Below are 20,940 nucleotides of genomic sequence, written 5' to 3'. Positions count from 1 at the left end.
CGTTCCACAAACCCCATCAATCTAGGAGATACATCATGGCTAAGCTCACCACTGAGGAGCTGCTCGAGCAGTTCGCCGACCTGACCCTCGTCGAGCTCAGCGAGTTCGTCAAGGCGTTCGAGGAGAAGTTCGACGTCACCGCTGCTGCTCCCGTCGCCGTTGCCGGCGCCGGTGGCGCAGGCGCTGCAGAAGAGGTTGAGGAGAAGGACTCCTTCGACGTCATCCTCGAGGCTGCCGGCGACAAGAAGATCCAGGTCATCAAGGCTGTCCGCGAGCTCACCTCGCTCGGCCTCGGCGAGGCCAAGGCTGTCGTCGACGGTGCTCCGAAGGCTGTCCTTGAGGGCGCCAACAAGGAGACCGCCGAGAAGGCGAAGGAGGCCCTGGAGGGCGCCGGCGCCACGGTTACGCTCAAGTAATCACGTCTGCATCACGAATGCCCCGGGGTCGCCCCCGGGGCATTCGTGCGTCCTGGGTCGATGAGTCGCGCCGTCACCGAGGGGCGGTGGAGGAGTTGCGCACCACGAGGGCGGATGCCGCGACCGCATGCTGCCGCGCGGAGTCGGGGTCATCGAGTCGTCGCATGAGCATCCGAACGGCCTCGCGGCCCTGCTCGCGCGGCTGCTGACGGATCGTCGTCAGCGCGAACATCTCCGCGTACTCGTGGTCGTCGACGCCGACGACGCTCAACTCGGTCGGCACGGCGATGCCGAGCCGGCGCGCCGCGATGATCGTGCCGATCGCGACCTCGTCGCACACGCCAACGACGGCGGTCGGCCGCGTGCGCCGGTTGCCGAGCAGGTCGACGGCGGCCTCGTAGCCGCTCGGCATGCCGCCGGACGCCAGGCTCACCCTCGTCCGTGTCCTCAGGCCTGCTGCCGTCATCGCCGCGCGGTGACCTTCGAGGCGGAGGCGATCACTGACGCTGAACCCGGCCGCGCTCGCGGCGCCGCCGATGAAGGCGATCTCGGTGTGCCCGAGGTCGATGAGGTGTTCAGTGGCGATGGCGGCGGCTGCGGCGTCGTCGATCGAGATGTTGTCGACGACGTCGTTGTGCGGGCCGACGCAGACGACCGGACGATCGGCTCTGATCAACTGATCCATCTCGCCGGCCTCCGGCTGGACGCCAGCGGCGATCAGTCCGTCATACCGGCGCCGGGGGAGGACGTCGTCGAACACGCGACGGCGGGCGGCGGAGTGCTCCGGAAGGCAGAACAGAGTGAGGTCGTATCCCGCGTCGATCAACGCCTCCTGCGCGCCGGCGAGCAGTTCGGAGAAGAACCATCGTTCGATCGAGGGGACGATGACCCCCACCGTCATGGTGCGTCCGGTGGCGAGGCTCGTCGCCGAGGAATGGGCGACGTAGGACAGCGCCTCTGCGGCGCGTTCGACCCTGGCCCTGGTCTCGGGGGACACATAGCCACGACCGCTCAGCGCGCGACTGGCGGTGGCCTTGGAGACGCCGGCACGGGCGGCGACGTCCGCGATCGTGCTCATGGCATCCTCCTCGATGAGGGCGCGCGGGGCGCCAGGGCACAGCGTAGCCGCGGTGCCCGAGAAAGGGAACCGGTTCCAGTGGAGACGGCGTGGTAGCGCTCTCAGGCGACAGGGCATCCCCGTCCGAAAGGTTGCGAGCTTGTGATCTGCCGCCATTGTGTCGCGTCTGGCTGGCCAGTATGTTGGGCCTGGAAGCGGTTCCCGATCCGTCGCCGCACGCGTCGGCATGCTCGGGGACGTGAACTCGAAGAGGAGAAGTCACATGGCACAGTCACAGCGATATCGGCGTCTTGCGCCGCTCGCCCTGCTCGGGGCCGCGGGCATCGCCCTTGCCGGTTGCGGTGCACCCGGTGCGCCGGAAGGCGGCGGTGGTGACGGCGGAGACGGCGGCAGCAGCACCGTCACCATCTACGGAACGATCGTCGACAGCGAGGCCGAACTCCTGCAGGAGTCCTGGGCCGACTGGGCGGCGGAGAACGACATCGAGATCAAGTACGAAGGAAGTCAGGACTTCGAGACCCAGCTGGGGACGCGCGCGCAGGGTGGCAACCCGCCCGACATCGCGATCTTCCCGCAGCCCGGTCTGTTCGCCGACTTCGCATCGCGCGACTTCCTCAAGCCCGCGCCCGAAGAGGTCGAGAAGAACGCCAACGAGTACTGGACCGAGGACTGGGTCAACTACGGCACCTATGACGGCACGTTCTACGGCGCGCCGCTGATGGCCAACGTCAAGGGCTGGATCTGGTACTCCCCGACGCAGTTCGAGGAGTGGGGTGTCGAGGTCCCCGAGACCCTCGATGACCTGAAGACCCTCACGGACACCATCCAGTCGACCACCGGCACCCCGGCATGGTGCGCCGGCTTCGAGTCGGGCACGGCGACCGGCTGGCCGGGCACGGACTGGATCGAGGACTACGTCCTCCGCCAGGCGGGCCCCGACGTCTACGACCAGTGGGTGACCAACGAGGTGAAGTTCACCGACCCGCAGATCAAGGAGGCGTTCGACTCGGTCGGTGAGATCCTGCTGAACCCGGCGAACGTCAACGCCGGTTTCGGTGACGTCCGCTCCATCAACTCGACGGCGTTCGGTGACGTCGCCCCCGCGCTGGCGGACGGCAAGTGCGCGCTGACGCACCAGGCGTCGTTCCTGTCCGGGTTCTTCCCCGAGGGCACCACCATCGCCGAGGACGGCGATGTCTGGGCCTTCATGCTCCCCGGTGAGAGCGCGGGCGACAGCGCGGTGACCGGTGCCGGTGAGATCGTCGGCGCGTTCAGCGACTCCGAGGCCACGCAGAAGGTGCTCGCGTACCTGTCGAGCCCCGAGTGGGCCAACAGCCGCGTGAGCCTGGGTGGCGTGACCTCCGCGAACAACGGTCTCGACCCCGCCAACGCGCAGGACCCCATCCTGCAGGAGACCATCAAGATCCTGCAGGACCCCGACACCACGTTCCGCTTCGACGCCAGCGACCTGATGCCGGGTGCTGTCGGGGCCGGCACGTTCTGGAAGGGAATGGTCGCCTGGGTCAACGGCGACGCGACGGACAAGGTCCTCGAGCAGATCGAGTCGGGCTGGCCGGCAGGCTGATCCGACAACAGGTGGGCCGCCTTCGGGCGGCCCACCTGCACTCGTCCGTGTTCGCTGCACGGACTTTCGATGACCTTGCAAAGGGGACTCTGTGACCGCGCTCGATTTCTTCCAATGGATTGGTTCGCTGCCTGCAGTGCTGCAGGCGGTGGTCGTGGTCATCGCCTTCGGTGTGGTGGTGGCCGCCATCCTCTTCCTCGTCGACATCGCTCCGCGCACCGGCAAGTGGTACACGGTGGCGCGTCTGGCGATGTGTCTTCTCATCCCGCTCGCGGTGATGTGGTTCTTCCGGTCGTACTACTGGGCCATCGGCGTCGCCGTGGTCGTCGGGGCGATCTTCTTCCTGCTCGACTACCGGTCCCGTGCCGGCAAGGGGTATCTGATCCAGCTCGTCGCCTTCCTGGCGCCGGCATTCCTCCTCCTGCTCGTCGGGCTCATCCTGCCCTCGTTGCAGACGTTCGTGTCGTCGTTCATGAACTCCTCGGGGAAGTCCTTCGTCGGGTTCGACAACTATCTGTGGATCTTCGGGCAGCCCGACGGCGTCCGTGTCGTGATCAACACGATCGTGTGGGTGCTCATCGTTCCGACGGTGTCGACGATCGTCGGACTGGCGTATGCGGTGTTCATCGACAAGACCCGCGGCGAGAAGATCTACAAGGTCCTCGTGTTCATGCCGATGGCGATCTCGTTCGTCGGAGCCGGAATCATCTGGCGGTTCATGTACGAGTACCGCGGCCCGCAGTACGACCAGATCGGTCTGCTCAACCAGATCCTCGTCTGGTTCGGCGCCGAGCCGCAGCAGTTCCTCCTCAATGCGCCGTGGAACACGCTGTTCCTCATCGTCGTGCTCATCTGGGTGCAGACCGGTTTCGCGATGGTGATCCTCTCGGCATCCATCAAGGGTGTGCCGACGGAGCTGCTCGAGGCCGCCGAGCTCGACGGCGCGAACGCCTGGCAGCGATTCATCTCGGTGACCGTTCCGGCCATCCGCCCCGCCCTCATCGTCGTGCTGACGACGATCTCGATCGCCTCGCTGAAGGTCTTCGACATCGTGCGCACGATGACGGCAGGCAACTACGAGACCAGCGTGCTCGCGAATGAGATGTACACGCAGTTCACGAAGTTCGAGGCGGGACGCAGCGCTGCGCTCGCCGTCATCCTGTTCATCCTCGTGCTGCCGATCGTCATCTACAACGCACGTCAGATTCAGAAGCAGCGGGAGATCCGATGAGCGACACACTGCGCAGCGCCACCCTCGAGACGGCGGCTGTGACCACCGGAGGGAAGCTCAACGCGTCGGCGGGCAGGACGCGGCAGCGGCTCTCGAAGCCCTGGGCCTCTGTCGCGTCGATCGTGATCGCCGTGTTGTGGACCATCCCCACGCTCGGTCTGTTCATCTCGTCGTTCCGACCCCGGGACCAGATCCTCACGAGCGGCTGGTGGGAGTTCTTCCTCAACCCGCAGGTCACGGGTGAGAACTACGTCGACGTGCTCGCGTCCGGTACGACCCAGCTGACCATGCTGGAGTCGTTCGTGAACTCGATCGCGATCACGATCCCGGCGACCCTCGTGCCGCTCATGATCGCGTCCATGGCGGCGTACGCGTTCGCCTGGATCGACTTCAAGGGCCGCAACTTCCTGTTCATCTTCATCTTCGCGCTGCAGATCGTGCCTATCCAGATGGCGCTGGTGCCGCTGCTGAGCACGTTCTCGCGCGGACTGAGCATCTTCGGGCTCCAGGTGACGCTGCCGCTGGGGGCATCCGACGGATACGCACAGGTCTGGCTCGCGCACTCGATGTTCGCGCTTCCGCTCGCGATCTACCTGCTGCACAACTTCATGTCGCAGATCCCTGGCGAGATCATCGAGGCGGCGCGAGTGGACGGCGCGTCGCGCGGGCAGATCTTCTTCCGCATCGTGCTGCCGTTGACGATGCCGGCGATCGCCTCCGTCGCGATCTTCCAGTTCCTGTGGGTCTGGAACGACCTGCTCGTGGCATTGGTGTTCGCCGACGGCGGCGCAGCGCCGATCACGAAGCTGCTGGCGGAGATCACCGGCACGAGAGGCAACGACTGGCACCTGCTCACGGCGGGGGCGTTCGTGTCGATCATCGTGCCGCTGATCGTGTTCTTCGCTCTGCAGCGGTACTTCGTGCGAGGCCTGCTCGCCGGCTCGACCAAGGGCTGACGGACGCAGCGGGCGCCGCCGTAACGTGGCGCCCGCTGCCCCGTACGCTTGGTCGTATGGACTACGCCGAGCACATCGTCGACCTCGTCGGCAACACCCCTCTGGTCAAGCTGCAGCACGTGACCGAGGGCGTCGCCTGCACGGTGCTCGTCAAGCTCGAATACCTCAACCCCGGCGGATCGGCGAAGGATCGTATCGCCACACGCATCATCGATGCGGCAGAGGCCGAAGGGCTCCTCGCCCCCGGCGGGACGATCGTGGAGCCGACGAGCGGCAACACCGGAGTCGGACTCGCGCTCGTCGCCCAGCAGCGCGGATACCGCTGCGTGTTCGTGCTGCCGGACAAGGTCGGCGAGGACAAGATCGACGTGCTGCGTGCGTACGGCGCGGAGATCGTGATGACGCCGACGAGTGTCCCCGCGGACAGCCCCGAGTCTTACTACAGCGTGAGCGACCGGCTCGCCGCCGAGATCCCGGGGGCGTTCAAGCCCAACCAGTACGAGAACCAGAACGGCCCCCGCAGCCACTACGAGACGACGGGCCCCGAGATCTGGCGTGACACCGACGGGAAGGTCACCCACTTCGTCGCGGGTGTCGGCACCGGCGGCACCATCACGGGGACGGGGCGGTACCTCCGCGACGTCTCCGACGATCGGGTGCGCATCATCGGCATCGACCCGGAGGGCAGCGTCTACTCCGGGGGCACCGGTCGCCCCTATCTCGTCGAGGGGGTTGGCGAGGACATCTGGCCCGGCACCTACGACCCGAGCGTCCCCCACGAGATCGTGCCCGTCGATGACGCGGAATCCTTCGCGATGACCCGACGGCTCGCCAGGGAGGAGGGGATCCTCGTCGGCGGGTCCAGCGGCATGGCCGTCGCCGGCGCGTTGCGCGTGGCGAAGACCCTTCCGGCGAATGCCGTCATGGTGGTGCTGCTGCCGGACGGCGGCCGCGGCTACCTCTCGAAGATCTTCAACGACTCGTGGATGCGCTCCTACGGCTTCAACGACGTCAGCGAGGGGGAGACGGTCGCCGATGTGCTGCAGGCCCGTACTGCCGGCCGCGGCGGGCAGGGCGCGATCCCCGACCTCGTCCACGCGCACCCGAGTGACACCGTGCACGACGCGATCGAGATGATGACCGAGTTCGCGGTGTCGCAGCTGGTCGTGCTGAGCGCGGAGCCACCGGTCATGATGGGAGAGGTCGTCGGCACCGTCGACGAGCGCGGCCTGCTGGACCTGCTCTTCCGGGACGGCGCGAAACCGACCGATGCGGTGGGCGACCACGTCGGCGAGCGGCTTCCGCTCATCGGCATCCATGCGACCGTCGCACAGGCCCGCGCTGCGCTCGCCGAGGCCGACGCACTCCTGGTGACAATGGACGGGCGTCCGCACACGGTGCTCACCCGCCAGGACCTCGTCGCCTACCTCGCACGATGACGCCGCAGGCGTAACAGGCGGCCGGGATCGGGCGGGCGGACGTAGGCTGAGACCATGTCCGATCACGCATTCGCCACCCGCGCCATCCACGCCGGTCAGGACCCCGACCCGCTCACCGGCGCAATCATCCCGCCCATCTACCAGGCCTCCACGCACGTGCAGGACGGCATCGGCGGGTTCCGATCGGGTTACGAGTACAACAGGGCGGGGAACCCGACCCGCAACTCCCTGGAGACGCAGCTCGCCGCGCTCGAGGGCGGACACGGCGCCCTGTCGTTCGCCTCGGGGCTGGCCGCCGAGGATGCTCTGCTGCGCGGCATCCTGCGCCCCGGCGACCACGTGCTCATGGGCAACGACGTCTACGGCGGCACGCACCGCCTGCTCACGAAGGTGCATGCCGCGTGGGGCATCGAGACATCGACCGTCGAGCTCGGCGACGTCGACGCGGCGCGCGCCGCCCTCCGCCCCGAGACGAAGATCGTGTGGCTCGAGACACCGAGCAACCCGCTGCTGAAGGTCGTGGACATCGCCAAGACCGTCGAGCTGGCGCACGCCGCCGGCGCACTCGTCGTCGTCGACAACACGTTCGCGTCACCCGCGCTGCAGAATCCCCTCGCGCTCGGTGCCGACATCGTCGTGCATTCCACCACCAAGTACCTCGGCGGGCACTCCGATGTGCTCGGCGGCGCCGTGATCTTCGGCGACGACCGTTTCATCGACCAGGTCCGGTTCCAGCAGTTCGCCGTCGGAGCGGTGTCGGCGCCCATGGACGGCTGGCTCACCACCCGTGGGATCAAGACCCTCGCCGTACGGATGCGTCAGCACAGCGTGAACGCGCAGGCCATCGCGGAATGGGCCGCCGCGCGCCCGGAGTTCGAGACGGTGTACTACCCCGGGCTCGCCTCCCACCCCGGCCACGAGGTGGCCGCAGCGCAGATGAGCGGCTTCGGAGGGATGCTGTCGCTCGGGCTCGCCTCGGGTGCCGACGCGGCCAAGGCGTTCGCCGAGTCGACCGAGCTCTTCCAGCTCGCCGAGTCGCTCGGAGGGGTCGAGTCCCTCATCGGCTACCCGCCGGACATGACCCACGCCTCGGTGCGCGGCACGGAGCTCGCCGTCCCGGAGAACGTCGTGCGCCTGTCCGTTGGCATCGAGGACGTCGCCGACCTGCTCGCCGACCTCGAACAGGGGCTGGATCGCATCGCGCACTGACGGATGGTCGCCCCTTCCTCCGACATGGGCGAGAATGGGCGGATGATGCGACCGGTGCTGCTGTGGTGGGGGACAGGGGCGATCCTCATCGCCGTCATGATCGGGATCCTGGTGCGCGGAGACGTCGCGCCAGGCCTCGACACCGGGTGGAACACCTGGATGGCGGAGATCCGCACGCCCTTCCTCATCGGGGCGGCGAGCGTGCTGGACCGGGTGGGCGGAGGGTGGATCGCCACCTACCTGATCCCGATCGCCATCCTCGTCGCACTGCTCGTCGCGCGCCGATGGCGCGGGGCGGTCTTCGTCGCGGTGACGCTGCTCGTGAGCGCGGGGGTCGTCCAACTGCTCAAGACGCTGTTCGGTCGGGCGCGCCCGGAGGACATGCTGGTCACCTCCGATTTCGGTTCATTCCCGAGCGGGCATGCGGCGAACGCCGCGACGCTCGCGACGCTGGCGGTCGTCCTGTTCCCGCGGCTGTGGGTGTGGATCGTGGCCGCCGTGTGGGCGCTGGCGATGGCGTTCTCGCGGACCCTCGTGTCCGTGCACTGGTTGAGTGACACGGCGGGAGGCATACTCGTCGGCGTCGGTGTCACGCTGCTGATGGCCGGGTTCCTTCTCACCTGGACGCGATGGCGGACGGTGGACGGCGAACCGGTGCGCGCGGAGGCCGAGACCTCGCAGGACGACGGAGTCGCGCGGTGACCGGCATCCGCCCGTTCCGCGATGAGGACCGTGCAGGTCTGCTCGATGTGTGCGTGCGGACGGCGGACTCCGGGAAGGACGCGACGGGAGTCCTCGGCGATGACGAGCTGTGGGGCCTGATCTTCGCCGTGCCGTACGCGGTGCGGGACCCCCGCCTGACCTGGGTCGTCGAGGCCGACGACGGGCGGGTCATCGGCTACGTGGTCGGCACGGACGACACCGAGGCGTTCGAGCAGTGGTTCCGCGACGAGTGGTGGCCGCAGTTCACCGACCGCTTCCCGCGGCCGGCTGAACCACGCACCCGCGAGGAGAAGCTGGTCGAGTACGCGTACGCCCGCGCGCCCGGGCGCGAGCCGAACGTCGGCGATTACCCCGCGCACCTGCACATCGATCTTCTCCCCGAGACTCAGGGGCAGGGTGTCGGTCGGATGCTCATCGAGACCCTCTTCGCGGCTCTGCGTGGGCGGGGAGTGCCGGGACTCCACCTCGGGATGAACCCGGACAACGTCAACGCGGCACGCTTCTACGAGCGGATCGGGATGCATCGGCTGCCGACGGCGGACGACGGGATGTCGTACGGCGTGCGCTTCGAGCCCTGACCGGGCGCCTTCGGCGGGAATCCGGTACTCGCTCCGCTCGTGCCTCCCCGAATCCCCAGTGTCCGATAAACGACTGAAGGCCCCGCTTTCGCGAGGCCTTCAGTCATTTGGCGGTGACGGCGGGATTCGAACCCGCGGTTGCTTGCACAACACACGCTTTCCAAGCGTGCTCCTTCGGCCGCTCGGACACGTCACCAAGGAACAACCTGAACAGTCTATCCGATCGTCGACGCGCGACGTGCCAGGTGCGTCGATCCCCCTAAAGTGGAGGCATCCGGGTGGGACTCGTACGTACAGGAGAGCGCGTGACCGAGCCGTCGCATCGCCGCAAGTGGATGCTGCAGATGCAGCAGCCCGTCCCTCGGGCGACGGTGTTCGACCGTGTCGCCTTCCTCATCGGAGCCGCGGCGGCCGTGTGGCTGGCCGTCATCATCGCCATCCAGGGCGTGCGCACGCCCTGGGCGTTGGCGTGGCTGATCCCGATCTGGGCCATCACCGCCTACCTCGTCCTTCCCCGTCTGCACCGGTTGCTGTCGGACCTCTACGTCCCCGACTACTTCTTCGGCCGAACGCGCACGGCCGACGGACTGCTGGGCGACCCGGTGAACCTCGGGATCGACGGCACCGCGGCGCAGCTCGATGAGGCCATGTCCGCGGCGGGCTGGCATCACGCGGACGAGATCACGGCGGCATCCACATGGCGGATCATCACCTCGACGATCACAAGGCGCAGCTATCCGACCGCGCCCGTCTCATCACTCATGCTGTTCGGCCGCCGTCATGACGTCGCGTACCAGCAGGAGGTGGAGGGAAACCCCAAGCAGAGACACCATGTGCGGTTCTGGCACTCGCCGCCGGGGTGGCTGCTCCCCGGTGGTGCCCACGCTGACTGGCTGGGGGCGGCGACGTACGACACCGACGTCGGGATCTCGTTCTTCACCCTGCAGATCACCCACCGCATCGACGAGAACACCGACATCGAGCGCGACCACGTCGTCTCGAGCGTCACGGAGGCGAATCCGGGTGCGAAGGTGCGCGTGCTCCGCGACTTCACGACCGGTTATCACTCCCGCAACGGCGGCGGCGATCGATTCGAGACCGACGGCGACCTGCCGATCATCGACGTGAACGGGATCACCCCTCGTGCCCCGCTCGACATCAGCGCGCCCGTTCCCGCCATCGCCCGCGTTCCCCTGACCGTCGCGGTCGCGGTGGCGCTCGTGGTCCTCGTCGCGGTCGTGCAGTTGATCGAGGTGCTCACGGATGATGACCTCTGGCGGACTCTCGCCGAGGCGGACGCCGCTGAGATGAGTCTGCTTCTCGGAGTGCTCGCAGTGTTCGGGCTGTTCGCGATCGGTGAGTTGATCATGGCGGGCATGGTGCTCGCCCGCGGACGCCGCTCCAGGGCGGTACTGATCCTCCTGCTCACCGTCTCGATCGTGTTCATGGCGGTCGACTACATGGACGGCACCACGGTGCTCGGGCTGGACTCCGCCCTCCTGGGGGCGTCCGTGCAGTGCATCACCCTGCTCTGCCTGTCCAGCGACTCGGCCGGTGCCTGGGCTCGTCGCGCCGCTCGCACGGCGGACCCCGAGGTCGGCGCGCCTAAGATCTCAGGGTGAGCACCCCCAAGATCGTCCTGTTCTACGTCTTCGCCCCGCTGCCCGATCCCGAGGCGATCCGGGTGTGGCAGCGCGACATCGGCGAGGCGCTGGGGCTGCGCGGGCGATTGATCATCTCTGCGCACGGCATCAACGGCACGCTCGGCGGAGAGCTGCGCGCGCTGAAGAAGTGGGCGCGATCGTTCCGCTCCTATGCCCCGTTCGCGAAGGCCGACATCAAGTGGAGCGAGGGGAGCGGACTGGACGCAGAAGGCCGCAGCCTCGACTTCCCGAAGCTCAGCGTGAAGGTGCGCGACGAGATCGTCTCTTTCGGAGCGCCCGGAGAACTGCGTGTCGACGAGGACGGCGTCGTCGGCGGTGGCACACGTCTGTCGCCCGGCGCACTGCACGAACTCGTGGAGCAGCGCGAGGACGTGGTCTTCTTCGACGGACGCAACGCCCTCGAAGCCGAGATCGGCCGGTTCAAGGACGCGATCGTCCCCGACACCGAGACGACGAGGGACTTCGTGCGGCTGCTCGATTCCGGCGCGTACGACCATCTGAAGGACAAGCCCGTCGTCACCTACTGCACCGGCGGCATCCGATGCGAGGTGCTCTCGAGCCTCATGGTCTCGCGCGGTTTCGGCGAGGTGTATCAGCTCGATGGCGGAATCGTCCGCTACGGCGAGGAGTTCGGTGACAGGGGCCTGTGGGAGGGATCCCTGTACGTGTTCGACCGCCGCGGATCCATCGACTTCAGTGACGACGCAGCGGTCATCGGCACCTGCGTCGGATGCGGCGCTGCCACCAACCGCACGGCCAACTGCCCCGATCCGTCGTGCCGCGCCCAGTTCGTGGTGTGCGCGTCCTGCGGGGCCGTTCCGTGCGAGGAGCACGCTGCGGCGAACGCCGGCTGACAGCACGGTCGGCGTACGCTCACTCCACGAGGTCGCGAGAGCGCTCCGACACGAACAGCGATCGCGGCAGCAGAAGAGCGGCGAGCCTGCCGCGCACGTCGACGGCGCGCGGCAGCGCCGCGGTGACGTGGGCGAGCTCCCGTGCGAGGTCGCCGATGCCGTCATCCGAGCGCGCGAAACTGACCCGCTCCACGGCATCCACCAGCCGTCGCACCTCGTCGGGAGGCGCGCCGCGCTCGACGAGGTGCGCGCCGCGCAACCGCGGTGTGTCGGCATCGGACACCGGCAGGTGCAGATCCGTCAGTGTCGCCCGGATCTCCCGCCATGCGGCCGCAGCATCGCCTCGCCGTGCGCGCATCATCCGCCCGGCGCGCACGCCCTGCCGGATGAGCATCGGCAGCAGCAGGACGACCAGCACGCCCGCCCCCACGAGGACGACCGGGGTCGGATCGAGGCGGCGCAGCGTCTCGTCCGGTGCCGTCGTACCGCCCAGCTGCTCCTCCTCGAGCCCAGGGTCCCGCGTCGGTGCGGTCGACGGCGCGGCGGAGGGCTCCGGGGCGTTCGGATCCGTCGTCGTGCCGCCCTCGGTCGTGGCGGGAAGGTAGTCGGTGGGCACCCCGAGAGAGGCGGTCGGTTCGAACCGCACCCAGCCGATGCCGTCGAAGTGCACCTCGGGCCACGCGTGCATCTGGTCGCTGCTGACGGTGTAGATCGACTCGTCGCCGCGACGCTCGTCGGTGAGGGACCCTGGCAGGTAGCCGACGACGATGCGGACCTGCATGTCGAGGGACTGCGCCATGAGGGCGAAGGCGCCGGCGAAGTGGATGCAGTAGCCCGACCGGACCTGCAGGAACTCCTCGACGGCTTCGATGCCGGTGCCGTCGAAGTCGCCGGCCACCGGTGCGTCCAGCGAGTACTCGAACTGCGATCGGAACCAGTCCTGCATCGCGATGAGGCGGTCGTAGTCGGAGGTCGCCTCCGCGGTGACATCGAGCGCGGTCTCGGTCACCAGGTCCGAGACGTTCGGACTGATGCCGGGTGTCGCGGTGGTCGCCTGCACCTGTTCGCGTGTGGGCTGTACGACCTCGAAGGTCACCGTGTAGTCCTCGTCCGCGGCATCCAGGTCGTCGGAGGTCACCGTGCGGTTGAACGGCATCGCCTCCCAGCCGGACGAGACGCCGACGACACGGGTCGCCGCATAGGGGACCGGGAGCCATGAGCCCGAGATCCCGTTGATCCGGATCGAGGTGCGCATCTCGTCGGTGTCGATGTCGCCCCAGTCCGGGTCTCCGAAGCCGTCTGCGATCGGCTGGAGACTGCTCGTGTCGGGGGACCACGTCTCTCCGTCGAAGGAGGACAGCGTGGCGATGCGCAGATAGGGAGCGGTGGGGGCGTCGGTGGCGAGGGTGATCACGGTGAACGGTGTCGGACGCCGCAGATCCTCGCCCAGTCGCAGCGAGGGATCCAACTGCGTGCTGGCGCCGGGTCCGAGCCAGGTCGTCGACAGCGGCAGCACGGGCGTGAGGGCGAGAGCCGCGGCGATGGCTGCGGCGCCGACGCCGACCGACAGGCCGGTCGATGCCCGCTGCGGCAGCCGATCGCCGTGGCGGATGCTGTGTCGCAGCAGGAACAGCGAGAGCAGAGCGAGCAGCACGAACCACGGCACGTTCGCATCGCCGAGGGTGATGATCATCGGCAGTGCGCCGACCACCGCGACCACGACGATCGCCGGGAGCGCGAGACGGGCGGTGATGAGTTGGTCGAGGAGGATCGCCACGGCCGCGAACCCGATGCTGAGAACCGTGCGCAGGGCGGGGGTGTCGACCAGTGGCGCGGTGCCGAACTGCACCTGCTGCACGGCGTCGGCGGCGAGCCGGCTGAGCAGGTCGACGGTCGTGCCGGTCGGGACCACGCCGAGCAGCGCCCCCTGCGGGAGGAGCAGCACCGTGATCGCGAGGACGGCGACGACGAGCTGGACGAAGAAGGGCAGCACTCCGTCCGCGTGTCGACCTCGACGGACCAGACGGGCCAGCATCCCCGAGAGCACGACCACCACGATCAGCGTGATGCTCAGCAGCGACCACGGCCCGGCGGCGATCACCGATGTGAACGGCCAGAGCATGACGAGCCCGGCGCACAGGGACAGCAGCGCGGCCGCCAGCGTGCGGTCGCGGCGTCTGAGCCGCTGCGCGTATGCGACCGCCGGGGGGATCGCGGCCTTCGGCTCAGCGCGGAACATGGCCGCCTCCCGGTGCCACGTGCCCCGCCAGTGCGTCGTCCCATGCCGACGAGACGTCGTCGAGTTCTGCCGTCGACCAGCCGAGCGCGCCGGCTGCCGCGAGGGCACCGGCTCCTGGACCCGTCGTCAGGAGGATCGGCGCGGCGGCGCCGCCGTGGCGCAACCCGGCCGCGTCGGGCTCGTCGATCCGGCCGGTGATCATCACGAGAGGTCCGGGCGGAGTGCCGTCAAGCAGTGTCACGACGTCCCGCCCTTCGCCCTGCGGTTGCACCATCGCGAGGACGACGAGCAGCGAGTCGCGATCATCCTCCTGACCGCGCAGGACGCCGAGCACGGTGCCCGCTGAGTCGCGGACGTCGACGTTGTAGCCCTCCTGGACGAGGTGCAGGGCGATCGACGCGCACGCGGCGACGGCCGTCTCGAAGGCGGGATCCACGGCGCCGGTGTGCGGGGACCACCGGCGGGCCGCGCGGTCGAGGATCACGACGGCATCGGGGCTCGCCTCCTCTTCTTCCTGGCGCACCATGAGGTCGCCGCGATGAGCCGTCGCCCTCCAGTGGATGCGCCGCATCGAGTCGCCGGAGACGTAACGGCGGGGCGAGAGGTTGTCGCTGCCCTGGCCGAGTCGCGACGTCGCCGTGTGCGCCGTCCCCCCGGCGGCACCGGCCGCTCGGCTCATGGGAGCGAGCGGCACGACCTCCGGCACGACGGTGACGGTGCGGGTGTCGCCGAACTCCTGCACCCGCTGTGCGAGACCGAAGGGATCGATCGTGTGCAGGGACAGCGGTCCGATCGGCCACACCCCTCGTCGTGCACCGGTGATGCGATAGCGGATGCTCGTGCCGTTGTCGGTCGGGAAGTCGCCCTCCGCGTCACCGGTCACGGCGGAGGGGAGCGCGTCGCGCCATGTGCCCAGCGGTATGCGCAGCGCGCGCAGATCGAAGCGGACGGCGACCTGCGACTCCTCACCGACCGTGAGCAGATCGGTCGAGATGCGGCGCGTGACGGCACCGCCGCGCCGCGGGGCTCTGACCGCGACCACCGCGACGATGACGAGCGCGAACAGCAGGACGGCGACGTAGAGCAGGATCGGGGCGGCGAGGACGTTCGCTGCGATCGCGCAGCCGACCCCGGTCAGCAGCGCGGCGACGCCGCGGCCGGTCAGGGGTCGTCCTGGTCGCATGATCTCAAGAGCGAGCGGTCAGTGGCACGCGGACGCGTTCGACGATCTGTCGCAGCGCCGTCTCGACCGGCTGCGCGCCCGCTCGGTGCACACCGCGAGCGGGGAGCAGCCGGTGGGCGAAGACCGGGACGATGAGGGCGGTGAGATCGTCGGGTATGACGAACTCGCGCCCTTCCAGAGCCGCCCACACCTTCGCGGCGCGCACGAGCTGGAGCGTGGCGCGGGGACTGGCGCCGAGGTGCAGGCTGGGGTCGTTGCGGGTCGCGTGCGCCAGTGCGACGGCGTACTCCTCCACGGCGGGAGACACGTGCACGGAGCGCGCCCATCCGATCATGCGGCTGATCGCGGCGGCGTCGACGACGGGACGGATCGCCGTGAGGGGATTGACGCTGTCGCGCTGGCGGAGCATGAGCGCCTCGGCGGCGGCGTCGGGGTAGCCCATCGAGATCCGCATCATGAAGCGGTCGCGCTGCGCCTCCGGCAGCGCGTAGGTGCCCTCCATCTCGAGAGGGTTCTGGGTCGCCACGACGAGGAAGGGGTCGGGGAGCGGGTGCGTCCGCCCGTCGACGGTGACCTGTCCCTCCTCCATCGCCTCGAGGAGCGCGGACTGCGTCTTGGGGGAGGAGCGGTTGATCTCATCGGCGAGGACGATCTGGGCGAAGACCGCGCCCGGCTTGAACTCGAACTCCCGATCCACCGGGTTGTAGACCGAGACGCCGGTGACGTCGCCCGGCAGCAGGTCGGGGGTGAACTGGATGCGGCGGACGCTGGCGTCGACGCTGGCGGCGAGTGCACGCGCGAGCATCGTCTTCCCGACCCCCGGCACGTCCTCGATGAGGAGATGCCCCTCGGCGAGCAGGCACACCAGTGCGCTGCGGACGGCTTCCTCCTTGCCGTCGATCACCTCGCCGACGGACTCCAGGATCGACGACGTCTGCGTCGCGAACTGCTCGGCCGTGATCCGGGTGTCGTCCATGCGCTCCCTCTCGCCCGCCGTCGGGTATGCCTTGATCGTAACGCGCCCCGGCGGTGCGAGGGGCGGGCGGTTCTGCAGCAGTCTCAGGAACAGGTAGACTGTCCGAGGCTCTCCGCGTGGCAGCATCCAGGCCAATTCCCCCAGGACGGAAACGTAGCAAGGGTAACCGGGCTCTGCTGGGTGCGCGGAGAGTCTTTTCTTTTGCCCTGCGCGAAGCCCCCGGCTTCACCTGCGAGGATCTTGGTGTGACAGCTCCCGTCGCCTCCGAACGCCCCAGCGCCGTCGCCCGCTTCGCGTCGCCGCTCGCGCTGGTCGCGCTGATGTGGGCGATCCAGATCGCCGATGCGATCCTGCCCGGTTCCTTCACCGGGTTCGGCCTGCGCTCCTGGGACCTCGCCAGCGCCCCCGGGCTCATCCTCGGCCCCCTGCTGCACGCGAGCTGGCCGCATCTGGTCGGCAACACGCTGCCGCTGCTCGTGCTCGGCTGCCTCGTCGCCGTGGAGGGCACCGGCCGCTTCTGGCTCGTCACGGGCGCGTCGGCGCTCGTCGGCGGAGCGGGCACCTGGGTCTTCAACGCACCGGGCACGCTGACCGTCGGCGCCAGTGTGCTCGTCTTCGGCTACTTCGCGTATGTCGTCGTCCGGGTGCTCTCCCCGCGGCCGATCGCCCATCGCCTCGTGTACGCGCTCATCGCGCTGGTCGTCATCGTCCTCTACGGCGGATCGATGCTCGCCGGGATCATCGGTGTCGGACCCGGCGTGTCCTGGCAGGCGCATCTGTTCGGCGCGGTCGGCGGTGCCGCCGCCGCGTTGCTCGGTGCGCGCGGCGCGGGAGCGCGCCGGGCGTGAGAGGCCGCATGACGAAGCGGCGACGCCGCGCACGGCGCGACCTCCTCATCGGGCTGCTGATCGGAGGGCTCACGTTCGGCGGGCTCCTGGCGGTCCTCATCCCCGTCGCGGCCTCGCGTGCTCCGCTGGAGCTGTGCGCGACGGAACCGTCGACCTTCCCCGACGTCGGTGTGGAGGGGTGGCACGGCGAGCAGCTGGAGAACGCCGCGCTCATCGTCAGCGTCGCGCAGGAGCGCGGGTTCGGCCGGAACGGGCAGATCATCGGCGTGATGGCGGCGATGGGGGAGAGCAGTCTGCGCAACATCGACTACGGCGACTGGGAGACCTCAGGGGTGACGAACCCCGATGGCACGCGGACCAGCAGCATCGGACTCTTCCAGCAGCAGGACTGGTGGGGCAGCGTCGAGCAGCGGATGGACCCGGCGACGGCGGCAGGGCTCTTCTACGCGAGGCTCGTCCGTGTGAGCGGCTGGGCCGAGATGGAGCCGACCCTGGCGATCCACCGCGTGCAGATCAACGCGGACCCCGACCACTACGCGCGATTCGAGCAGGATGCGACGGCCGTGGTCGATGCGCTCTCCGGGCCCTGTCCGGCGTGACGGACACGACATAAGCTGGCAGGGTGGCGCAGAGCATCTACATCACCTCGGCCGAAGGTCATTCGGGAAAGTCCACGATCGCGCTGGGAGTTCTCGACGCGCTGATGCGCGCCATCCCGAGAGTCGGCGTGTTCCGGCCCATCGCGCGATCATCCGCGGAGCGTGACTACGTCCTCGAGCTCATGCTCGCCCACGACGGGGTGAACCTCGACTACGACGACTGCGTCGGTGTGACGTACGACGAGGTGCGCGACGACCCCGACCGTGCCCTGGCGACGATCGTCGCGCGCTTCAAGGCGGTCGAGGCGCAGTGCGACGCCGTCGTCATCGTCGGCAGCGACTACACCGACGTCGCCAGCCCCGCCGAGCTCGGCTTCAACGCCCGCATCGCGGCGAACCTCGGCGCTCCCGTCCTCCTCGTACTCGGCGGGCGCGATCAGCAGGCGAGAGCAGAGCAGCTGGGCACCTCCACGGCTCGTACCCCCGCGGCGATCGGGCAGATCGCCTCTCTCGCGCTCGCAGAGCTGCAGGCCGAACGGGCCGAGCTGTTCGCCGTCATCGTCAACCGCGCGGATCCGGACGCCCTCGCGGCGACGACGGATGCCGTCCGCGCCGAGCAGGAGCGCCGGACGCCGGTGTGGGCGATCCCGGAGGACCGGACTCTGGTCGCGCCGTCCATCCGAGGCATCCTCGCCGCCGTGGACGGCCGGCTCGTCAAGGGCGACCCCGATCTGCTGACCCGCGAAGCCCTCAGTGTCGTCGTTGCGGGCATGTCCATGGTCAACGTCCTCCCCCGCCTCACCGACGATGCGGTCGTCGTGGTGCCGGCGGATCGGACCGAGGTGCTGCTGGCCCTCCTGCTCGCGGACGCCTCGGGGACGTTCCCCTCCATCGCCGGCATCATCCTCAACGGGCCGTTCCCGCTGCCGGAGTCCATCGAGCGTCTCCTGGACGGGTTGGCCTCTCGCGTCCCGATCCTCGCCACGGACCACGGCACCTACGACACGGCGGTGCGGGTCATGGGAGCGAGGGGGCGGCTGGCGGCCGATTCGCGCCACCGCTACGACCGCGCACTCGGCCTCTTCCAGACCCACGTCGACATCACCGAGCTCGTGACGCAACTGGGGCTCGTCGAATCCACCGTCGTCACACCCCTCATGTTCGAGTACGGGCTCATCGAGCGCGCACGCGCGGATCGCCGGCGCATCGTCCTCCCGGAAGGCGGTGACGACCGCATCCTGCGCGCTGCGGCGACGCTGCTGGCCAGGGACGTCGCCGACCTCACCATCCTGGGCGACGCGGACGAGATCCACGCGAGGGCCGTCGAGCTCGGTATCGACCTCTCGGCCGCGCAGCTGATCAGCCCGACCGACCCGGAGTACGTCGAGCGCTTCGCCGCCGAGTACGCGCGGCTGCGGGCGCATAAGGGCGTCACGCTCGGACAAGCCGCCGACACCGTCACCGACGTGTCGTACTTCGGCACGATGATGGTGCATCTCGGCCTCGCAGACGGCATGGTCTCCGGCGCCGCCCACACGACCGCGCACACCATCCGGCCGTCGTTCGAGATCATCAAGACCCGCCCCGGTGTCGACGTCGTCTCCAGCGTCTTCCTCATGGCACTCGCCGACCGTGTGCTCGTCTACGGGGACTGCGCGGTGATCCCCGACCCCACGGCGGCCCAGCTCGCCGACATCGCCGTCTCCTCCGCGGAGACGGCGCAGCAGTTCGGCATCGACCCCCGGGTGGCGATGCTGTCGTACTCGACGGGGGAGTCCGGATCGGGCGCCGACGTCGACAAGGTCCGCGAGGCCACAGCCCTCGTCCGCGAACGAGCGCCGGAGCTGCTCGTCGAGGGGCCCATCCAGTACGACGCGGCCGCTGACGCCGCCGTCGCCGCCGCGAAGCTCCCCGAGTCCGCGGTCGCCGGGCGTGCGACGGTCTTCGTCTTCCCCGACCTCAACACGGGCAACAACACCTACAAGGCAGTCCAGCGCTCGGCCGGCGCCGTCGCCATCGGACCGGTCCTGCAGGGGCTGAACCGGCCGATCAACGACCTCTCGCGCGGTGCGACCGTCGACGACATCGTCAACACGGTGGCCATCACCGCGATCCAGGCGCAGGGAGGAGTGGCATGAGCGTCGTGCTCGTCATCAACAGCGGCTCCTCGTCGCTGAAGTACAGCCTCATCGACATGGACCGCGAGGTGCCGGTCGGCGAGGGCCTCATTGAACGGATCGGCCAGGACTCCAGCGAGGTGACCCACACCGTCCGCCGCACCGCGGACGACGGTGAGCCGACCCCGGCCGTGCTCGACAGCACGCACGGAAGCAGCCGGAGGATCAGCGATCATGACGAGGCGATGTCCGTGATGCTCGCGCAGTTCGAGGAACACGGACCGCACCTGTCGGAGATGCCTCCGGTCGCGGTCGGCCATCGCGTCGTGCACGGCGGTGCGCGGTTCTTCGCCCCGACGCTCATCGACGACCTCATCGAGATCAACATCGAGGATCTCTCGGTGCTCGCGCCGCTGCACAACCCGGGCGCTGTCGCCGGCATCCGCGCCGCGCGGCGGACGTTCTCCGACGTGCCGCACGTCGCGGTCTTCGACACGGCCTTCCACCAGACGCTCCCGCCCGCCGCGCACACGTACGCCATCGAGCGACGCGTGGCCAAGCGGCACCGCATCCGTCGATACGGGTTCCACGGCACCAGTCACAAGTACGTCTCCGAGCAGGCGGCGAAGTTCCTCGACCGCCCGCTGACGGAGCTCAAGCAGCTCGTCTTCCACCTCGGCAACGGCGCGTCGGTCACCGCGGTCGACGGCGGACGCTCCGTGGAGACCTCGATGGGGATGACGCCGCTGGAGGGACTCGTCATGGGCACGCGCTCGGGCGACATCGACCCCGCCGTCGTGCTCCATCTGTCCAGGGTGGCCCAGCTCACCACCAAGGAGATCGACGAGCTGCTGAACAAGAAGAGCGGCCTGCTCGGTCTGGCCGGTCGGGTCGACATGCGCGACATCCTCGCCGGCGTCGAGGCAGGGGAGAAGGCCGCCACGCTCGCGTTCGACGTCTACATCCACCGGCTCCGCGCCTACGCCGGCGCGTACATCGCCCAGCTCGGCGGGGTCGATGTGATCTCGTTCACGGCCGGTGTCGGCGAGAACGCCGCGCGCGTGCGTGCGGAGGCGCTCGCCACACTGGGCTTCTTCGGGGTGCGGATCGATGCCGATCGCAACGCGGCCCCGGCGTCGGGCATCCGGAGGATCTCCTCCGACGACTCCGCTGTCGAGATCCTCGTGGTCCCCACCGACGAGGAGCTCGAGATCGCGCGTCAGGCGTACGGCCTGGCCTGAGCGC

Annotated in this window: 18 protein-coding genes, 1 tRNA gene and 1 other RNA gene; 15 read left to right on the top strand and 5 right to left on the bottom strand. The window is 69.0% G+C overall.

Going from position 1 to position 20,940, the window contains the following annotated elements; translation table 11 throughout:
* Nucleotides 1-35: 35 nt before the first annotated feature.
* Nucleotides 36-416, top strand: a complete 381-nt coding sequence (gene rplL / locus HD600_RS02945) for a 50S ribosomal protein L7/L12 (RefSeq protein ID WP_144797553.1) — start codon at nucleotides 36-38, stop codon at nucleotides 414-416.
* A gap of 73 nt (nucleotides 417-489) precedes the next feature.
* Here rplL and HD600_RS02940 read toward each other — a convergent pair whose 3' ends face one another.
* Nucleotides 490-1,494: a LacI family DNA-binding transcriptional regulator gene (locus HD600_RS02940; protein WP_144797555.1), complete on the bottom strand. Its 1,005-nt coding sequence runs from the start codon at nucleotides 1,492-1,494 to the stop codon at nucleotides 490-492.
* Nucleotides 1,495-1,756: 262 nt separating this feature from the next.
* Between HD600_RS02940 and HD600_RS02935 the strand changes: the two genes are divergently transcribed.
* From HD600_RS02935 to HD600_RS02905, 7 genes are all read left to right on the top strand, one after another.
* On the top strand, nucleotides 1,757-3,079 hold the full coding sequence (locus HD600_RS02935; protein ID WP_144797557.1) for an ABC transporter substrate-binding protein: 1,323 nt from the start codon (nucleotides 1,757-1,759) through the stop codon (nucleotides 3,077-3,079).
* Nucleotides 3,080-3,170: 91 nt separating this feature from the next.
* Nucleotides 3,171-4,310 carry a carbohydrate ABC transporter permease gene (locus HD600_RS02930; RefSeq protein ID WP_338402276.1) on the top strand — a complete coding sequence of 380 codons (1,140 nt, stop codon included), beginning with the start codon at nucleotides 3,171-3,173 and terminating at the stop codon, nucleotides 4,308-4,310.
* Nucleotides 4,307-5,266 (top strand): carbohydrate ABC transporter permease, encoded by a 960-nt coding sequence (locus HD600_RS02925; RefSeq protein WP_144797561.1) that lies wholly within the window; start codon nucleotides 4,307-4,309, stop codon nucleotides 5,264-5,266. Before HD600_RS02930 ends, HD600_RS02925 begins: the two co-directional genes overlap by 4 nt.
* A gap of 56 nt (nucleotides 5,267-5,322) precedes the next feature.
* On the top strand, nucleotides 5,323-6,705 hold the full coding sequence (locus HD600_RS02920) for a cystathionine beta-synthase (protein WP_184281442.1): 1,383 nt from the start codon (nucleotides 5,323-5,325) through the stop codon (nucleotides 6,703-6,705).
* 54 nt (nucleotides 6,706-6,759) lie between these two features.
* Nucleotides 6,760-7,914, top strand: coding sequence for a cystathionine gamma-synthase (locus HD600_RS02915; protein ID WP_144797565.1), 1,155 nt, complete (start codon nucleotides 6,760-6,762; stop codon nucleotides 7,912-7,914).
* 42 nt (nucleotides 7,915-7,956) lie between these two features.
* Nucleotides 7,957-8,616: a phosphatase PAP2 family protein gene (locus HD600_RS02910; RefSeq protein WP_241731947.1), complete on the top strand. Its 660-nt coding sequence runs from the start codon at nucleotides 7,957-7,959 to the stop codon at nucleotides 8,614-8,616.
* Nucleotides 8,613-9,215 (top strand): GNAT family N-acetyltransferase, encoded by a 603-nt coding sequence (locus HD600_RS02905; RefSeq protein WP_184281440.1) that lies wholly within the window; start codon nucleotides 8,613-8,615, stop codon nucleotides 9,213-9,215. Before HD600_RS02910 ends, HD600_RS02905 begins: the two co-directional genes overlap by 4 nt.
* 108 nt (nucleotides 9,216-9,323) lie before the next feature.
* Here HD600_RS02905 and HD600_RS02900 read toward each other — a convergent pair.
* Nucleotides 9,324-9,411: transfer RNA gene (locus tag HD600_RS02900), tRNA-Ser, on the bottom strand.
* 109 nt (nucleotides 9,412-9,520) lie between these two features.
* Here HD600_RS02900 and HD600_RS02895 point away from each other — a divergent pair.
* Both HD600_RS02895 and trhO read left to right on the top strand, forming a co-directional pair.
* The gene (locus HD600_RS02895; RefSeq protein ID WP_338402275.1) at nucleotides 9,521-10,837 is read left to right on the top strand and encodes an LssY C-terminal domain-containing protein; all 1,317 of its coding nucleotides are present in this window, start codon (nucleotides 9,521-9,523) and stop codon (nucleotides 10,835-10,837) included.
* A complete protein-coding gene (gene trhO, locus HD600_RS02890; protein WP_184281438.1) occupies nucleotides 10,834-11,733 on the top strand; it encodes an oxygen-dependent tRNA uridine(34) hydroxylase TrhO in 900 nt (299 codons plus the stop codon). The genes HD600_RS02895 and trhO overlap by 4 nt, the downstream gene beginning before the upstream one ends.
* Before the next feature lie 19 nt (nucleotides 11,734-11,752).
* On the opposite strand, the gene HD600_RS02885 is transcribed toward trhO, so the two are convergent.
* From HD600_RS02885 to HD600_RS02875, 3 genes are read right to left on the bottom strand one after another with little or no spacing between them, the layout of a single operon-like run.
* Nucleotides 11,753-13,972: a transglutaminase TgpA family protein gene (locus HD600_RS02885; RefSeq protein WP_184281436.1), complete on the bottom strand. Its 2,220-nt coding sequence runs from the start codon at nucleotides 13,970-13,972 to the stop codon at nucleotides 11,753-11,755.
* Entirely contained in the window at nucleotides 13,959-15,155 is a 1,197-nt protein-coding gene (locus HD600_RS02880; protein ID WP_144797573.1) for a DUF58 domain-containing protein, read from the bottom strand. The genes HD600_RS02885 and HD600_RS02880 overlap by 14 nt, the downstream gene beginning before the upstream one ends.
* 4 nt (nucleotides 15,156-15,159) lie before the next feature.
* The gene (locus tag HD600_RS02875; RefSeq protein ID WP_144797575.1) at nucleotides 15,160-16,131 is read right to left on the bottom strand and encodes an AAA family ATPase; all 972 of its coding nucleotides are present in this window, start codon (nucleotides 16,129-16,131) and stop codon (nucleotides 15,160-15,162) included.
* A 103-nt stretch (nucleotides 16,132-16,234) separates the two neighbouring features.
* Here HD600_RS02875 and ffs point away from each other — a divergent pair.
* The 5 genes from ffs to HD600_RS02850 all read left to right on the top strand — a co-directional run bounded on the left by ffs (nucleotide 16,235) and on the right by HD600_RS02850 (nucleotide 20,936).
* Nucleotides 16,235-16,331: signal recognition particle sRNA small type (ffs, locus tag HD600_RS02870), an RNA gene on the top strand.
* Between the two features lie 45 nt (nucleotides 16,332-16,376).
* The gene (locus tag HD600_RS02865; RefSeq protein WP_260980563.1) at nucleotides 16,377-16,979 is read left to right on the top strand and encodes a rhomboid family intramembrane serine protease; all 603 of its coding nucleotides are present in this window, start codon (nucleotides 16,377-16,379) and stop codon (nucleotides 16,977-16,979) included.
* Between the two features lie 8 nt (nucleotides 16,980-16,987).
* Nucleotides 16,988-17,578 carry a hypothetical protein gene (locus tag HD600_RS02860; RefSeq protein WP_184281434.1) on the top strand — a complete coding sequence of 197 codons (591 nt, stop codon included), beginning with the start codon at nucleotides 16,988-16,990 and terminating at the stop codon, nucleotides 17,576-17,578.
* A 23-nt stretch (nucleotides 17,579-17,601) separates the two neighbouring features.
* Entirely contained in the window at nucleotides 17,602-19,716 is a 2,115-nt protein-coding gene (pta, locus tag HD600_RS02855; protein WP_184281432.1) for a phosphate acetyltransferase, read from the top strand.
* The gene (locus HD600_RS02850; protein WP_184281430.1) at nucleotides 19,713-20,936 is read left to right on the top strand and encodes an acetate/propionate family kinase; all 1,224 of its coding nucleotides are present in this window, start codon (nucleotides 19,713-19,715) and stop codon (nucleotides 20,934-20,936) included. The genes pta and HD600_RS02850 overlap by 4 nt, the downstream gene beginning before the upstream one ends.
* Nucleotides 20,937-20,940: the final 4 nt, after the last annotated feature.

The organism is Microbacterium ginsengiterrae (assembly GCF_014205075.1).
Classification (GTDB): domain Bacteria; phylum Actinomycetota; class Actinomycetes; order Actinomycetales; family Microbacteriaceae; genus Microbacterium; species Microbacterium ginsengiterrae.
Note: the sequence above shows the minus strand (reverse complement) of the source record. Positions and strands in the feature narration are given on the sequence as shown.

Excerpts from the sequence above, each read along its gene's own strand:
- rplL (WP_144797553.1), top strand. The coding sequence starts at position 36 with ATGGCTAAGCTCACCACTGAGGAGCTGCTCGAGCAGTTCGCCGACCTG.
- HD600_RS02940 (WP_144797555.1), bottom strand. The coding sequence starts at position 1,494 with ATGAGCACGATCGCGGACGTCGCCGCCCGTGCCGGCGTCTCCAAGGCC.
- HD600_RS02935 (WP_144797557.1), top strand. The coding sequence starts at position 1,757 with ATGGCACAGTCACAGCGATATCGGCGTCTTGCGCCGCTCGCCCTGCTC.
- HD600_RS02925 (WP_144797561.1), top strand. The coding sequence starts at position 4,307 with ATGAGCGACACACTGCGCAGCGCCACCCTCGAGACGGCGGCTGTGACC.
- HD600_RS02920 (WP_184281442.1), top strand. The coding sequence starts at position 5,323 with ATGGACTACGCCGAGCACATCGTCGACCTCGTCGGCAACACCCCTCTG.
- HD600_RS02915 (WP_144797565.1), top strand. The coding sequence starts at position 6,760 with ATGTCCGATCACGCATTCGCCACCCGCGCCATCCACGCCGGTCAGGAC.
- HD600_RS02910 (WP_241731947.1), top strand. The coding sequence starts at position 7,957 with ATGATGCGACCGGTGCTGCTGTGGTGGGGGACAGGGGCGATCCTCATC.
- HD600_RS02885 (WP_184281436.1), bottom strand. The coding sequence starts at position 13,972 with ATGTTCCGCGCTGAGCCGAAGGCCGCGATCCCCCCGGCGGTCGCATAC.
- HD600_RS02880 (WP_144797573.1), bottom strand. The coding sequence starts at position 15,155 with ATGCGACCAGGACGACCCCTGACCGGCCGCGGCGTCGCCGCGCTGCTG.
- HD600_RS02875 (WP_144797575.1), bottom strand. The coding sequence starts at position 16,131 with ATGGACGACACCCGGATCACGGCCGAGCAGTTCGCGACGCAGACGTCG.
- HD600_RS02860 (WP_184281434.1), top strand. The coding sequence starts at position 16,988 with ATGACGAAGCGGCGACGCCGCGCACGGCGCGACCTCCTCATCGGGCTG.
- HD600_RS02850 (WP_184281430.1), top strand. The coding sequence starts at position 19,713 with ATGAGCGTCGTGCTCGTCATCAACAGCGGCTCCTCGTCGCTGAAGTAC.